This is a genomic window from Campylobacter sp. IFREMER_LSEM_CL1846 (genome assembly GCF_025772105.1).
In the GTDB taxonomy this organism is placed as follows: Bacteria; Campylobacterota; Campylobacteria; order Campylobacterales; family Campylobacteraceae; genus Campylobacter_D; species Campylobacter_D lari_D.
The window spans coordinates 38386-51760 of record NZ_JAKMRM010000005.1 but is presented as its reverse complement, the minus strand read 5'-3'; the positions used below and the strand labels follow the sequence as shown (position 1 = coordinate 51760).

General features: G+C 30.3%; 16 protein-coding genes and 1 tRNA gene. 11 read left to right on the top strand and 6 right to left on the bottom strand.

The annotated features are described in order from the left end of the window. Positions 1-63 precede the first annotated feature (63 nt). Together murA and L8W40_RS03620 are read left to right on the top strand one after the other, a co-directional pair. On the top strand, positions 64-1320 hold the full coding sequence (gene murA, locus L8W40_RS03625; RefSeq protein ID WP_263664686.1) for a UDP-N-acetylglucosamine 1-carboxyvinyltransferase: 1257 nt from the start codon (positions 64-66) through the stop codon (positions 1318-1320). After that, positions 1317-2477 (top strand): molybdopterin molybdotransferase MoeA, encoded by a 1161-nt coding sequence (locus L8W40_RS03620; RefSeq protein ID WP_263659692.1) that lies wholly within the window; start codon positions 1317-1319, stop codon positions 2475-2477. Before murA ends, L8W40_RS03620 begins: the two co-directional genes overlap by 4 nt. Positions 2478-2507: 30 nt before the next feature. Here the strand turns inward: L8W40_RS03620 and L8W40_RS03615 are convergent, their stop codons facing one another. Beyond that, positions 2508-2804 (bottom strand): invasion antigen C, encoded by a 297-nt coding sequence (locus tag L8W40_RS03615; RefSeq protein WP_039668370.1) that lies wholly within the window; start codon positions 2802-2804, stop codon positions 2508-2510. 108 nt (positions 2805-2912) lie between these two features. Here L8W40_RS03615 and L8W40_RS03610 point away from each other — a divergent pair. The 9 genes from L8W40_RS03610 to L8W40_RS03570 all read left to right on the top strand — a co-directional run bounded on the left by L8W40_RS03610 (position 2913) and on the right by L8W40_RS03570 (position 10029). Then, a tRNA-Gly gene (locus L8W40_RS03610) sits at positions 2913-2987 on the top strand. A gap of 72 nt (positions 2988-3059) precedes the next feature. Further along, positions 3060-3728, top strand: coding sequence for a flagellar basal body P-ring formation chaperone FlgA (flgA, locus tag L8W40_RS03605; RefSeq protein ID WP_133318910.1), 669 nt, complete (start codon positions 3060-3062; stop codon positions 3726-3728). Beyond that, positions 3725-4303, top strand: a complete 579-nt coding sequence (locus L8W40_RS03600; RefSeq protein ID WP_263659693.1) for a UbiX family flavin prenyltransferase — start codon at positions 3725-3727, stop codon at positions 4301-4303. Before flgA ends, L8W40_RS03600 begins: the two co-directional genes overlap by 4 nt. Further along, positions 4300-4782 (top strand): pantetheine-phosphate adenylyltransferase, encoded by a 483-nt coding sequence (gene coaD / locus L8W40_RS03595; RefSeq protein ID WP_263659694.1) that lies wholly within the window; start codon positions 4300-4302, stop codon positions 4780-4782. Before L8W40_RS03600 ends, coaD begins: the two co-directional genes overlap by 4 nt. Next, a complete protein-coding gene (gene tmk / locus L8W40_RS03590; RefSeq protein WP_263664685.1) occupies positions 4773-5357 on the top strand; it encodes a dTMP kinase in 585 nt (194 codons plus the stop codon). The genes coaD and tmk overlap by 10 nt, the downstream gene beginning before the upstream one ends. After that, the gene (gene hisS, locus L8W40_RS03585) at positions 5350-6576 is read left to right on the top strand and encodes a histidine--tRNA ligase (protein WP_263664684.1); all 1227 of its coding nucleotides are present in this window, start codon (positions 5350-5352) and stop codon (positions 6574-6576) included. Before tmk ends, hisS begins: the two co-directional genes overlap by 8 nt. Further along, positions 6573-8402: a biosynthetic arginine decarboxylase gene (gene speA, locus L8W40_RS03580; RefSeq protein ID WP_263664683.1), complete on the top strand. Its 1830-nt coding sequence runs from the start codon at positions 6573-6575 to the stop codon at positions 8400-8402. Before hisS ends, speA begins: the two co-directional genes overlap by 4 nt. After that, complete coding sequence (cysE, locus tag L8W40_RS03575) at positions 8399-9001, top strand: serine O-acetyltransferase (protein WP_133318905.1); 603 nt, start codon at positions 8399-8401, stop codon at positions 8999-9001. The genes speA and cysE overlap by 4 nt, the downstream gene beginning before the upstream one ends. After that, positions 8998-10029 (top strand): UDP-N-acetylglucosamine--N-acetylmuramyl-(pentapeptide) pyrophosphoryl-undecaprenol N-acetylglucosamine transferase, encoded by a 1032-nt coding sequence (locus L8W40_RS03570; RefSeq protein ID WP_263664682.1) that lies wholly within the window; start codon positions 8998-9000, stop codon positions 10027-10029. Before cysE ends, L8W40_RS03570 begins: the two co-directional genes overlap by 4 nt. Here L8W40_RS03570 and L8W40_RS03565 read toward each other — a convergent pair. The 5 genes from L8W40_RS03565 to L8W40_RS03545 are packed head-to-tail and all read right to left on the bottom strand — an operon-like array spanning position 10022 to position 13263. Then, positions 10022-10639, bottom strand: a complete 618-nt coding sequence (locus L8W40_RS03565; protein ID WP_263664681.1) for a YggS family pyridoxal phosphate-dependent enzyme — start codon at positions 10637-10639, stop codon at positions 10022-10024. The genes L8W40_RS03570 and L8W40_RS03565 overlap by 8 nt on opposite strands. A 6-nt stretch (positions 10640-10645) precedes the next feature. Then, complete coding sequence (locus L8W40_RS03560; RefSeq protein WP_133318902.1) at positions 10646-11893, bottom strand: RNA polymerase factor sigma-54; 1248 nt, start codon at positions 11891-11893, stop codon at positions 10646-10648. Further along, positions 11893-12618: an LPS export ABC transporter ATP-binding protein gene (gene lptB, locus L8W40_RS03555; protein ID WP_039618272.1), complete on the bottom strand. Its 726-nt coding sequence runs from the start codon at positions 12616-12618 to the stop codon at positions 11893-11895. The genes L8W40_RS03560 and lptB overlap by 1 nt, the downstream gene beginning before the upstream one ends. After that, positions 12611-13018 carry a tRNA (adenosine(37)-N6)-threonylcarbamoyltransferase complex ATPase subunit type 1 TsaE gene (gene tsaE, locus L8W40_RS03550; RefSeq protein ID WP_220566375.1) on the bottom strand — a complete coding sequence of 136 codons (408 nt, stop codon included), beginning with the start codon at positions 13016-13018 and terminating at the stop codon, positions 12611-12613. The genes lptB and tsaE overlap by 8 nt, the downstream gene beginning before the upstream one ends. After that, the gene (locus L8W40_RS03545; protein WP_066007995.1) at positions 13015-13263 is read right to left on the bottom strand and encodes an RNA-binding S4 domain-containing protein; all 249 of its coding nucleotides are present in this window, start codon (positions 13261-13263) and stop codon (positions 13015-13017) included. The genes tsaE and L8W40_RS03545 overlap by 4 nt, the downstream gene beginning before the upstream one ends. Between the last annotated feature and the right edge of the window lie 112 nt (positions 13264-13375).

Here is a 13375-nt window from a genome sequence, read left to right as displayed (position 1 = left end):
ATTTATATAATATTTGTAGTAAAATATTATTATATCATTATGTATATATTTTAAGGAAAATTAATGACTTATTTAGAGATTGATGGTGTTGAAAAGTTAAATGGAGAAGTGATAATAAGTGGTGCAAAAAATGCAGCACTTCCTTTGATAGCTTCAAGTATTTTAGCTAAAAATGAAGTGCAAATTTCAAATTTACCAAATGTAGCAGATATTTGTACCCTACTTTCTTTGCTTGAAAATTTAGGGGCAAATTATACTTTTAAAGACAATTTTGCAAAAATAAATACAAAACACCTAAATAAAACCATAGCAAAATACGACATCGTGCGTAAAATGCGTGCCTCTATACTTACCTTAGGGCCTTTACTAGCTAGATTTGGAAATTGTGAAGTTTCTTTACCGGGAGGTTGTGCTATAGGCCAACGCCCTATTGATTTACACCTTTTAGCTTTAGAAAAAATGGGAGCTAATATTGAGATTAAACAAGGCTATGTAGTAGCTAGTGGAGGGCTTAGGGGTGCTGATGTGATGTTTGATAAAATCACTGTTACAGGCAGTGAAAATATCATTATGGCAGCAGCCCTAGCTCATGGTAAAACTAGACTTTTAAATGTTGCTAAAGAGCCTGAAGTAGTGCAACTTTGTGAGGTTTTAGCTAGAGCCGGGCTTGATATACAAGGCATAGGATCTTCTGAACTTGAAATTTATGGCACAAGTGGAGAACTTTTAGAATTTAAACCTTTTGAAATTATTCCTGATCGTATTGAAGCAGGAACTTATCTGTGTGCAGGAGCTATCACTAACTCAAAAATCACTCTAAAAAAAGTCAATGCAAGCCATCTTAGTGCAGTTTTGGCAAAGCTAGAGCAAATGGGTTTTAGCTTTGATATTAATGAAGATAGTATTGGTATAAATCCTGCTAAAGAAATCAAACCGGTTGAAATTTTAACTAGCGAATATCCAGGTTTTCCAACGGATATGCAAGCACAATTTATGGCTTTAGCTTTAAAAGCAAATGGTACAAGTATTATTGATGAGAGATTATTTGAAAATCGTTTTATGCATGTAAGTGAGCTTTTAAGAATGGGAGCTGATATAAGATTAAACGGGCATATTGCTACTATAAATGGCACTAAAGAGCTTTTGGGGACTGATGTTATGGCTACTGATTTGCGTGCGTCTTCTGCTTTGATTTTAGCGGCTTTAGCAGCTAAAGGAACTAGTAAAATTCATAGAATTTATCATCTTGATAGAGGATATGAAAATTTAGAAGAAAAATTTAAAAAACTAGGTGCAAGTATAAGAAGGCTTGAAGAATGAGAGATATTTTTGCAACTTTAAATTTTTTAAAAGAACAAATCAAAGCAAAAAATGAATTTCAAAAAGTAAATTTGACGCAAGCTTTGGGGTGTATTTTATATGAAGATGTTTTTGTGAAAAAAAACCTACCCGCTTTTGATAATTCTGCCCTAGATGGTTATGCACTAAATTATGCACATAAGAATGAATTGCTAAAAATAAAAGGAAGCATTTTAGCAGGCGATAAAAATGATTATATTTTAGAAAAAAATGAATGCTATAAAATTATGACAGGAGCTAAAATTCCTCAAAATGCAAATACTATTTTAATGTTTGAAGAAGCTTTGCTTGAAGATGAAAAGCTCAATGCCAAAAACGCTAAAGAAAACAATGCCATCCGTTTTAAAGGCGAGGAAGCAAAGCTTGGAGAGCTTTTGTTTAAAAAGGGACAAAAAATCACTTCAGGTATGATAGCTATGCTTGCTGCTCAAGGAATTTATGAGTTAAATGTCGTTAAAAAATTGCGTGTTGGGATTTTTTCAAGTGGAGATGAGCTTGTAGAACCTTGGGAAAATGCTGATGAATACAGCATATATAATGCAAATGCTTTTGGAATTTATGCTATTTTGCAAGATTATGCTGATGTTGAGTATTTAGGACTTATAAAAGATGATTTAAATGCATATAAAAAGCTTTTAGAAAATAAAGAATTTGATATGCTTATAAGCAGTGGTGGAGCTAGCGTGGGTGAGGCTGATTTTATCAAACAAGCTTTGCTTGAGTGTGATTTTAACCCTATTTTTGAAAAAGTAAATGCTAAACTTTGCAAGCATGTAAAACTTTTTAGCAAAAGCGATACGCTTTTTCTAGCCCTACCAGGAAATCCTTTAGCCTCTTTAGTTTCAACGCATATTTTTGCAAAAAATATACTCAATTTACTTTATGGTAAAGAACTTTTGGAAATTGATAAAGCAAGATTGACTAAAGATTTAAATTTCAAAGGTCAAAGAAATGATTTTGCTTTTGGAAAATTAGTCGATGGGTATTTTAAACCAAGTGAAGCTAAATTTGGCTCAGGTATGCTAAAACCTTTATGTGAAAACACGCATATTTTAATCACGCAAATTGATGATACAAAATTAGTAAAAGATCAAGAAGTTAAAGTTTTAAAAATTTAATAGGGTATTGCACTACCCTATTTTGAATGATTAACTTCTTGCTTTATCTAAAGTTTTAAAAAGATTGTTTAAGATATTTTCTTCATTTTTTTGGTATTTGCTTTGGCGTAATTTCTCCCAAGCATATACGCTATAATCTTTAGAAATTGAACCTATATTTAAATCTGTATTACTAAAAGCATTGTTGCTATCTTTTTTATACTCTTTTTCCTCTTTGTCTTTAAGTGCATTAAGTGTAGCTTGAAATTCATCTGAAGATGTGTTTTTTTCTTTGATTTTTGTCATATTGTTTAAGGCTAGCGGACTATTTTTATCATTTACTTGCATGAGTTGCTCCTTTTAAAATTTAATAATCACAAGCAAAAAACATTCCTTAATTTTAAAAACTTGACAATAAAATAAAGTTTTGATAAAATCACACTCTACTTTCAAAATGCGGGAATAGCTCAGGGGTAGAGCACAACCTTGCCAAGGTTGGGGTCGCGAGTTCGAATCTCGTTTCCCGCTCCACTTCTTTTAACTAAAATCAAACTTTTTTGATGTATTATATAATTAATATATTTTATATAAGAGGTTGCTGTATTGTTTTTTAAACAAATCATTCTAGTTTTATTTTTCTATACTTTAAGTTTTGCTTCGAATTTTGATGAAGTAAAATTAGCTTTGATTAAAGAATTTAAAATAAATTATCCGCAGTTAGAAATCATTTCTTTGGATCTTAACACTCAATCAAGTTTGCCTGCTGATTTTAATCAATATATTTTTTTAAAGCTAGGTAATCATAATTTTGATAGAGCCGATGGTTTTATAAAGGCTGAATTTAAAACTCCAGAGCAGTTTAAAAAAAATATATTTTTTAAGTATTTTTTAAAGGCAAAATTAGAAGTTTTGCAAACTACGCGTCCTATTTCGCGTAATGAAAATTTAAGTCCTGCTAGTTTTAAAATTTTAAAAATTCCTTTTGATAAAGCCCCTCAAGGTGTATTAAAAAAAGATGAAATCACAAATTTAATAGCCAAAAGCAATATAAGAGAAAATATGATTTTAAAATATAATATGTTTAAAACCAAAACCCTTATACAAAGAAATGATTCTGTTTATGGTATCATCAAAGATGGGGATTTAAGTATGATGATAGAATTAAAAGCCTTGCAAAGTGGGAATTTAAACCAAAGAATTCGCCTTAAAAATAAAGATGGAAAAGTCGTGCATGGTAAAGTTATTAGTAAAAATTATGTGGAGCTAAAATGAGAAAAATTTTAGTAGGTATTAGTGGAGCTAGTTCTTGCGAGCTTGGCTTTTTATTATTAAAACATTTAAAAGAAAAAGGACAAATTTATGCTATCGTGAGTAAAAATGCAAAAATAAGCTTTATAAAAGAAAATTCCCTTTTGCAAAATATAGACTTTTTGCAACACATAAAAGATAAATTTGAGCTTGAACATGTAAATTTTTTAGATAATGAAGACATTAGTCAATGCGTAGCAAGCGGATCTTTTGGCATAGAAACGACTTTTATCACACCTTGCTCGATTAATACTTTAGCAAAAGTTGCTTGCGGTATAAATGATACTTTACTTACAAGAGCTGCAGGAGTGGCTTTAAAAGAACGCAAAAAGCTCATACTTGGAGTAAGAGAAATGCCCTATTCTACTTTAAATTTAGAACAAATGGCTAAACTTTCTAGTTATGGAGTTATCATCGCTCCTCCTGTAATGGCAAGTTATGCTAAGATTGATAATTTAGAAAAATTATATGAATTTATCATAGGAAAATGGCTTGATTTAGCAAATATCGAGCATAATTTATACCAAAGGTGGCAATGATGGCTAGTTGTGTGTATCCAGGAACATTTGATCCTATCACTAATGGACATTTAGATGTTATCATTAGAGCTAGCAAGATGTTTGAAGAGGTGGTAGTTGCTATAGCTAAAAGTGAAAGCAAAAAGCCTATGTTTGGCTTGGAACATAGAGAAAAAATGGTAAAAATTGCTACAAAAGACTTAAAAAATGTTAAAATTACAACTTTTGATAACTTACTAGTAGATCTTGCTAAAAATTTGCAAATAAATATCATTATAAGAGGCTTAAGAGCGGTGAGTGATTTTGAGTATGAATTACAACTTGGCTATGCAAATCACATGCTTTGGGAAGATTTTGAAACTATATATCTTATGCCAAATTTAAAAAATTCTTTTATTTCAAGCTCCATAGTAAGATCAATTTGTGCCCATAATGGTGATGTGAGCAAGCTTGTGCCAAAAGAAATTATACCTTTATTAAAGGAGAGAGATTGTATATAGCTTTTGAAGGGGTTGATTGTGTGGGTAAAAGCACACAGATAGAACTTTTAAAAAAATATTTTCATAATGCATTTTTTACTAAAGAACCAGGTGGAAGTGAGCTTGGAGTGCATTTGAGAAAAATTTTATTAGAAAGCAAAATACATTTTTCTAAAAAGGCTGAGCTTTTGCTTTTTTTAGCAGATAGAGCAAATTTAATCGACATGCATTTAGCACAAAATAAAAACAAACTTATCATTTCAGATCGTAGTTTTATTTCTAATATGGCTTATGCAAGATGTGATTTTGATCAAAATATTTTATTTGAGTTAAATTCTTTCGCCACAGGTGGACTTTTTCCACAAAAGGTTGTGTTTTTGCATGGCTCTAAAGAGCTTATCGCACAAAGACTTTCTAAAAAAGATCTAGATAGTATTGAAAAAAGAGGGGTTGAATATTTTTTAAATATACAAAATGCCCTAGAAGAAACTTTAGAGTTTTTAAAAATTAAGATAGATATAAAAATTTTAAAATTAGATGCTTCTTTGAGTATTGAAATTTTACATGAAAAGATTAAGGAATTTATAGATGATTAATGCTTTAAAAGGAATGAAAGATTTACAAGATGATCAAGCTACTCTTTATGAAAAAGTGGTAAAAACTTGTGAAGAAGTAGCTAAAAACTATGGTTTTACTTTTATTAATTGTCCGCATTTAGAACTTACTAAGCTTTTTAAAAGAAGTGTTGGAGAAAGCTCTGATATAGTTGGCAAAGAAATGTATGAATTTGTTGATAAAGCAGGCAATGAAGTGTGTTTAAGGCCTGAAGGGACAGCTGGGGTGGTAAGATCATACATAGAAGCTAAAATGGACAAGGCTCAAAGTGTTAAAAGATGGTTTTACCATGGCTCTATGTTTCGCTATGAAAGGCCACAAAAAGGAAGATTGCGTGAATTTCATCAATTTGGAGTAGAAAGCTTTGGTGTAGCAAGTGTATATGAGGATGCGAGTATTATTTTAATGCTAAATGAAATTTTTAAACGCTTAGAAATTCATACAAGCTTGAAAATTAATTCTTTAGGCTGTAAAGAATGTATGGGTGTATATAAAGAAAAACTCATAGCTTTTTTAAATTCTAAAGAAGGTTTTTGCGAAGATTGCTTAAGAAGAAAAGACTTAAATCCTATTAGAGTGCTTGATTGCAAAAATGATCATTGTCAAAGTTTAATCGAAAATGCACCAAAACTAAGTGAAAATTTATGCTCATGTTGTAAGAAAGATTATGAAAAATTGCAAAAACTTTTAAAAGAAAATGATGTTGAATTTGAATGTGATGAAAAATTAGTGCGTGGGCTTGATTATTATTCTAAAAGTGCATTTGAGTTTGTTAGCGATGAAATCGGTGCAAAAGCTGCCGTAGCAGGTGGTGGAAGATATGATAGATTGATTGAATATTTAGATGGTAAAAGTGGCTATGGTGTGGGTTTTGCTATGGGTATAGAAAGGATTATGGCTATTTTAGAGCAAAAACAAAGCGTAAAACCAAGAGAAGGAATTTATCTTTGTGCTATGGATGAAGCTTATATAGATACTATTTTTAAATTAGCAAATACTTTAAGAAAAAAACATAAGGTATATTTAAGCTATGAAGCAAAAAAACTTGCAAAGCATTTAAACCAAGCAGATAATGCTAATGCTGAAATCTTTTTGTGTATAGGCGAAGATGAAATGCAAAAAGAAGAGATTTTTTATAAAAATTTAGATAGTAAAGAAAATAAAAATATAAAATTAGCAAATTTGGAGAATGAGTTATGATTGATTATGGTATTAATATTTGGGGTGCAAATAATTTTATCATTGAAAATGGCAAAGTATGTGTAAATCATGGTAAAAAACCTGCCATTATAGATATAGTAAATACTTTGCGCGATGATGGTTATAAGGGGCCATTGTTGCTTCGTTTTCCTCATTTAATCCATAAGCAAATTGAGCAAATTTATAATAAATTTGCTAAAGCAAAAAAAGAATTTAACTATAAAGGTTCTTTTAACGCTGTATATCCTTTAAAAGTCAATCAATATCCAGGTTTTGTAAAAAATTTAGTTAATCTAGGTAAAGAATACAACTATGGCTTAGAGGCAGGAAGTAAGGCCGAGCTTTTACTAGCTATGGCTTATAATAATGAAAGTGCTCCTATAACAGTTAATGGCTTTAAAGATAAAGAACTCATAAATATGGGCTTTATAGCGTGTGAAATGGGTCATAATATCACTTTAACTATGGAAGGACTTAATGAGCTTGAAGCGATGATTGAAATTGCTAAAAATCGTTTTAAGCCAAAGCCAAATATAGGTTTAAGAGTGCGTTTGCATTCAGCTGGAATAGGAATTTGGGCAAAAAGTGGTGGTATAAATTCAAAATTTGGTTTAACATCCACTGAGCTTATTGAAGCGGTAAATCTTTTAAAAGCTAATAAACTTTTAGAGCAATTTACTATGATACATTTTCATTTAGGCTCACAAATTACTGAAATTCATCCTTTGAAAAAAGCTCTAAATGAAGCGGGTAATATCTACACCGAGCTTAGAAAAATGGGGGCAAAAAATTTAAAAGCTATTAATCTTGGTGGAGGTTTAGCGGTAGAATACTCTCAGTTTAAAAACGAAACAAGCAGAAATTACACCTTAAGTGAGTATGCAAACGATGTTGTGTTTATTTTAAAAGGTATTGCAGAACAAAAAAAAGATTTAGAACCTGATATTTTTATAGAAAGTGGGCGTTTTGTAGCAGCTAATCATGCTGTTTTAGTAGCGCCTGTTTTAGAGCTTTTTTCTCAAGAATACACAGAAAGCAAGCTTTTATTAAAAGATAAAAACCCAAAACTTATTGATGAACTTTATGATTTGTATAAAAACATTAAAGCTTCTAATGCGCTTGAGTATTTACATGATAGCATTGATCATATGGAGAGTATTTTAACCTTGTTTGATTTGGGTTATGTGGATTTGCAAGATCGCTCTAATAGTGAAATTTTAGTACATTTGATTATGAGAAAAGCTATTTCTTTGGTGGGTGATCAAGCTGATTTATCGAGTTTGCAAAATGAAGTGCAAGAAAAATATTTAGTGAATTTTTCAGTATTTCAGTCTTTACCTGATTTTTGGGGTTTAGAGCAAAATTTCCCTATCATGCCACTTGATAGACTCAATAAAAAGCCAACTAGAAGTGCAAGTATATGGGATATAACTTGTGATAGCGATGGGGAAATTTCTTATTCCAAAGATAATCCTTTGTTTTTACATGATATTGATGTAGAAGCTGAAGATTATTTTTTAGGATTTTTCCTAGTGGGAGCTTATCAAGAAGTGCTTGGTATGAAGCATAATCTTTTTACACATCCAACCGAAGCTTGTATAAGTATTAATGAAAAGGGTTTTGAAGTAGAAAGCGTGCTAGAGGCTCAATCTATTTTAGATACCTTAGAAGATCTTGATTATGATGTGCATGCAATTATGGACAATATTAATGAAAAAATTTATGCTTCAAAACTTGTAAATGAAAATCAAAAAAAACATATTTTGGGTGAAATTTATTTATTCTTAAATGATAATGGATATTTAAAAAGCATAGGTTCTAAATGAGTATTTTTAAACTAATCAAAGAAGATTTTTCTATGCCAAAACAAAAAGATCCTGCATATAGATCTTGGGTGGAATTAGTTTTTAACTATCCTGGTGTTTGGGCTGTGGTAAATTATCGTTTTGCACATTTTTTTTATATCAAAAATTATAAACGCATAGCAAGAATGATTAGTGGAATTTCTCAGTTTTTAACAGGAGTTGATTTGCATCCTGGAGCTACGCTAGGTAGAAGGATATTCATAGATCATGCAATAGGTGTGGTAGTAGGTGAAACAGCTATAATTGGTAATGATGTGATTATCTATCAAGGAGTAACCTTAGGTGGTACAAGTTTAGATAAAAATACCAAAAGACATCCTACTATAGAAGATGGTGTGATCATAGGCTCTGGGGCTAAAATTTTAGGTAATATTACCATAGGTAAAAATGCAAAAATAGGTTCAAATGCAGTTGTATTAAAAGATGTTGGGGCAAATTTAACAGCTATTGGTATACCTGCTTATATTAAAGAATTTCAAATAAGCCAAAAAGAGAGAATTCAAAAACTAGAGGAAAGAATTAAATTTTTAGAAGAAAAACTAAATAAAGAGGACAAATGATAGCAATTACAGGTGGAGGCACAGGAGGACATTTAGCTATAGCTAGATGTTTATTGCAAAGTGCAAGAAAACGAGGCATAGAATGCATTTACATAGGAAGTGAAAATGGCCAAGATAGACTTTGGTTTGAAAATGAAAATGGTTTTTATAAAAAATATTTTCTAAGCTCTCAAGGCGTTGTTAATAAAAAAGGCTTAGCTAAAGTTCAATCATTTTTACATATTTTAGAACTTGCAAGAAAAACAAAACAAATTTTAAAAGAACATAATATTAAAGCAGTTTTTAGTGTGGGTGGATATAGCAGTGCCCCAGGCGCTTTTGGTGCTTTAATGGCAAATATCCCACTTTTAATCCATGAGCAAAATTCAAAAATAGGAAGTTTAAATTCACTTTTAAAGCCTTTTTCTAAAGCTTTTTTTACTGCTTTTGATGATCAAATTAACAAAGCAAATACTTTCTTTTGTCCTTATCCTATTAGCGAGATTTTTTCTCAAAAAGCAAGAGTGAGAAAAGAATTAAAAAATATTATTTTTCTTGGCGGCTCTCAAGGGGCTAAATTTATTAATGACCTTGCTTTAGAAAATGCTTTATACTTTAAAGAAAAAGACATAAATATCATTCATCAATGTGGTAAGAATGATTATGAAAGATGTAAAAAAGCTTATGAGGATTTAAATGTCAAAGTAGAGCTTTTTGACTTTGATAAAAACATTATAGATAAAATTTCTAAAGCAGATTTAGCTATATCAAGATCAGGTGCAAGTAGTCTTTTTGAGCTTAGTGCAAATTTACTTCCTTGTATTTTTATTCCTTATCCATATGCGGCTAAAAATCATCAATATTTTAATGCTTTGTATTTAAAAGAGCGTAATTTATGTGAAATTTTAACCCAAGAAGAAAAACATCAATTTTTAAATTTAGTAGAAAATTTCTCATTAGAAGAAAAATCTTTAGCCTTGCAAGGATTAAAAAGCGAAAATGGCGCAGATTTTATGATAGAAAAAGCAAAACAAATGGGGTTTATTTAAATAAAATACTCCCCAAACGCACCATATTTGAACCACATTTTATAGCTAGTTCAAAATCCCCACTCATACCCATGGAGCAAATTTTTGCCCCGTGTTTTTGTAAAATTTCATAGATTTTAAAAGTTTGCTCAAAGCTTTCTTGAACTTTTTCCTCATCCATAGAGCCTATACACATAATGCCTGTAAGGTTTAAATTTTTACACTCTTCTTGTATTTGTAAATACTCTTCTATGGCCTTATTTTGCTCTATGCCACTTTTAGAACTTTCATTGGCAGTATTAATTTCTAATAAAGTATCTAATTTATAATCAAGTCTTTTATCTACAGCTTTGGCGATTTTTAAGCCATTGCAAGATTGCCAAAGTAATGGGTTTTGTTTGATTAAAAGATTGATTTTGTTACTTTGAAGATTGCCTATAAAATGCCATTTGATTTCTAAACCTTGAAGTTTTTCTTTTTTTAAAGCTAAAACTTGGACTTGATTTTCTCCAAACTCTACAACACCTTGCTTAAAAAGCTCTCGAATTTGTTCATCTTGAACATACTTGCTAGCTGCTACTAAACGCACATTTTGTTTTATGGTTTTTTCAAAAATACTTTCTAAATTCATCTTTTCCTACATCAATTCATATAATTTTTTACGCTCACTTGAGCTTCCTATACCAAGTTGCATACGATATTTAGTGATAGTCCTACGCCCTAGTTGCACACTTGGGAATTCTTTTTGAGTGAGTTCAAGAATTTTCAAATCACTCAAAGGTTTTTTAGGATTTTCTTTTTTAATTAAATTACTAAGAAAATCTTTGATTGTAGCATTAGAAGTTTCACCATCATCAACTGCGGTGGTAAAGAAAGATTTTAAAGGTATTAAACCTCTATCACAACTTAAGTATTTGTTTGCAATTGCTCTTGAAATAGTAGAAGCATTTCTTTCAAGATCTTGTGCTAAATCTTTAAGCTGCATAGGTTTGATGTCCCCACCCATGAAAAAATCATATTGATATTCTATAATCATAAGCCCTAGTTTATAAAGGGTAGCTTTACGCATAGCTAGTGCATCGATTAAATTTTTTGCATCTTTTAAATAAGCACTTAAAAACTCATGATCTAAACCATCTGCTTCAAAAGCAATTTCAGGATAATAATCATCATTAATTTTAATTTTAATTTCACCATTTTCTTGATAAATAAATATATCAGGAATAATTTCCATGCTCTCTTCAAAATACTCCAAAAAAGGTGGAATGGAGATTTTTTTAATTATCGCTATAGCCTTTTTATACAAAGGATCTTTGATAAAATCTTTTGCATTTTCTAAATTTAAAATTAACATTTTGCAAAACTCATAAAGCTCATCATCTAAGTCAAAATGCTCTAATGCAAAAATAAAAGCTTCTTGATTGTCTTTTGCACCTACTCCAATAGGCTCAAGATACTTAAATCTTTGTCTGATTTTTTCTACTTCTAAAGGATCAAATTCACCTAAAATTTCTTCATCATATTCAAAATAACCTTCATGATTTAAACATTCTATGATTTTTTCAGCAATGGTTTGGGATTTTTTAGTGGGAAAAAATGGTGGTATGATTTGCTCGCTTAAAAGTTCATATACATTTTTTACTTCCAAGCTTTTTGCATCAATCATTTGCGTAGTGGTATTTTTACTAAAATACTCTTGATAATACTTGTTTTGATTGTTTGTAATGCTTGAGTTTTCTTTGATCTCTATAAAAGGATTTTCTTTAGCAAATTCATCTAAACTTTCTTTTAGATCTTCAATATTAGCTTGCAATATAGGAAGCCAAGATCTTAAGGTTTGTGATAGTTTTGCTTTTTGTGTTATAGAGGTTTTTTGTTTAAGCATTATTCAAGTCTAAACTCACTTCCAAGATAATATTTTTTAACATCTTCATTGTGCGCAATTTCATTAGCATTACCACTAGCTAGCAACCTTCCACTTCTAATCACATAAGCTCTATCGCAAATTGCTAAAGTTTCTCTTACATTATGATCAGTGATTAAAACACCTATATTCATAGCTTTTAAATCATTAATCAAGCTTTGAATTTCACTCACTGCGATAGGATCAACCCCAGCAAATGGTTCATCTAAAAGTAAAAATTTAGGATCACACATAAGTGATCTTGCGATTTCACAACGCCTTCTTTCACCCCCGCTTAAGCTCATACCTTTTCTGTGCCTAATAGGCTCTATGCTAAGTAATTCTAGCATTTGTTCTATCTTTTGTTCTAATAAATTTTTATCCTTATATATTACTTGGGCGGCTAAAAGTAAATTTTCTTCTACGCTTAAGTCTTTAAAAACACTACTTTCTTGAGGTAAATACCCAATGCCAAGCTTTGCTCTTTTATTAAGCGGTTCTTTTGTGATATCTTGTGAGTCTAAAAACACCTGTCCACTTGTTGGTAAAATAAGCCCACATATCATATAAAAACTCGTAGTTTTTCCTGCTCCATTAGGCCCTAAAAGTCCTACAACTTCTCCACTTTGCACTTCTAGCGAAACATCGTGTATGATTTTAGTTTTTTTAATGATTTTTTCTAAATTTCTAGCTTCTAGCTTACTCATGTATTATATACTTTCTTTTATTTTCATAAGGAATGATTTGTAAAATTATATTAAAAATTTGATATTTATCTAAATATTTTTTTAATTTTTCATCACCCCACTCTACCAAATGCAAACCATCTTCAAAAAAATTTTCAATCAAGCCATTTTTTAAAAGCCCATCAAAACCTTCTTGATAAATATCATAATGATACATTTTACCTTGTTGAAAATCATACTCTTGCATGATAGAAAATGTAGGAGAATTAAGCGTTTTTTCTACTCCAAGAAATTGAGCATAATTTTGTACTAAAGTAGTTTTACCGCTTGCTAAATCCCCTTGAAGTAAAATAACTCCATTTTTAGGTAAAATTTCACAAAGCTTATAAAGCTCATTTTGGCTTAAAATCATTTCTTTCATTGGATTTTTACCACATATTTTTCTTGCATAGCTTTTGGTATGCTTTTGGTTGTTGGTATATCTAAGACTTTATAGGTATTGGTATATTCTATAAATTTAATGCTTATTTCATCGCCAATTTTTACTTCTTTACTAGCTTTAACTACTTGATTATTTATACTTACTACACCACTTTTACACATATCTTCTGAAATAGCACGACGCTTAGTAATATTAACTACATTTAAAAATTTATCTATTCTCATAAAAATATTTTATCAAAAAATACAAGAAAATGTTATAAAATGTCTAAATATTTTACATTATATTAAGCTAAATTCGTTAAATTTTACAATCATTTTTTTACAAAGAGGAAAG

What these genes read in the sequence shown, in the direction of transcription:
- L8W40_RS03570 (WP_263664682.1), top strand. Translation starts at nt 8,998, where the DNA reads ATGATAGCAATTACAGGTGGAGGCACAGGAGGACATTTAGCTATAGCT.
- L8W40_RS03565 (WP_263664681.1), bottom strand. Translation starts at nt 10,639, where the DNA reads ATGAATTTAGAAAGTATTTTTGAAAAAACCATAAAACAAAATGTGCGT.
- speA (WP_263664683.1), top strand. Translation starts at nt 6,573, where the DNA reads ATGATTGATTATGGTATTAATATTTGGGGTGCAAATAATTTTATCATT.
- cysE (WP_133318905.1), top strand. Translation starts at nt 8,399, where the DNA reads ATGAGTATTTTTAAACTAATCAAAGAAGATTTTTCTATGCCAAAACAA.
- L8W40_RS03545 (WP_066007995.1), bottom strand. Translation starts at nt 13,263, where the DNA reads ATGAGAATAGATAAATTTTTAAATGTAGTTAATATTACTAAGCGTCGT.
- hisS (WP_263664684.1), top strand. Translation starts at nt 5,350, where the DNA reads ATGATTAATGCTTTAAAAGGAATGAAAGATTTACAAGATGATCAAGCT.
- coaD (WP_263659694.1), top strand. Translation starts at nt 4,300, where the DNA reads ATGATGGCTAGTTGTGTGTATCCAGGAACATTTGATCCTATCACTAAT.
- L8W40_RS03600 (WP_263659693.1), top strand. Translation starts at nt 3,725, where the DNA reads ATGAGAAAAATTTTAGTAGGTATTAGTGGAGCTAGTTCTTGCGAGCTT.
- lptB (WP_039618272.1), bottom strand. Translation starts at nt 12,618, where the DNA reads ATGAGTAAGCTAGAAGCTAGAAATTTAGAAAAAATCATTAAAAAAACT.
- L8W40_RS03615 (WP_039668370.1), bottom strand. Translation starts at nt 2,804, where the DNA reads ATGCAAGTAAATGATAAAAATAGTCCGCTAGCCTTAAACAATATGACA.
- L8W40_RS03560 (WP_133318902.1), bottom strand. Translation starts at nt 11,893, where the DNA reads ATGCTTAAACAAAAAACCTCTATAACACAAAAAGCAAAACTATCACAA.
- tsaE (WP_220566375.1), bottom strand. Translation starts at nt 13,018, where the DNA reads ATGAAAGAAATGATTTTAAGCCAAAATGAGCTTTATAAGCTTTGTGAA.
- murA (WP_263664686.1), top strand. Translation starts at nt 64, where the DNA reads ATGACTTATTTAGAGATTGATGGTGTTGAAAAGTTAAATGGAGAAGTG.
- L8W40_RS03620 (WP_263659692.1), top strand. Translation starts at nt 1,317, where the DNA reads ATGAGAGATATTTTTGCAACTTTAAATTTTTTAAAAGAACAAATCAAA.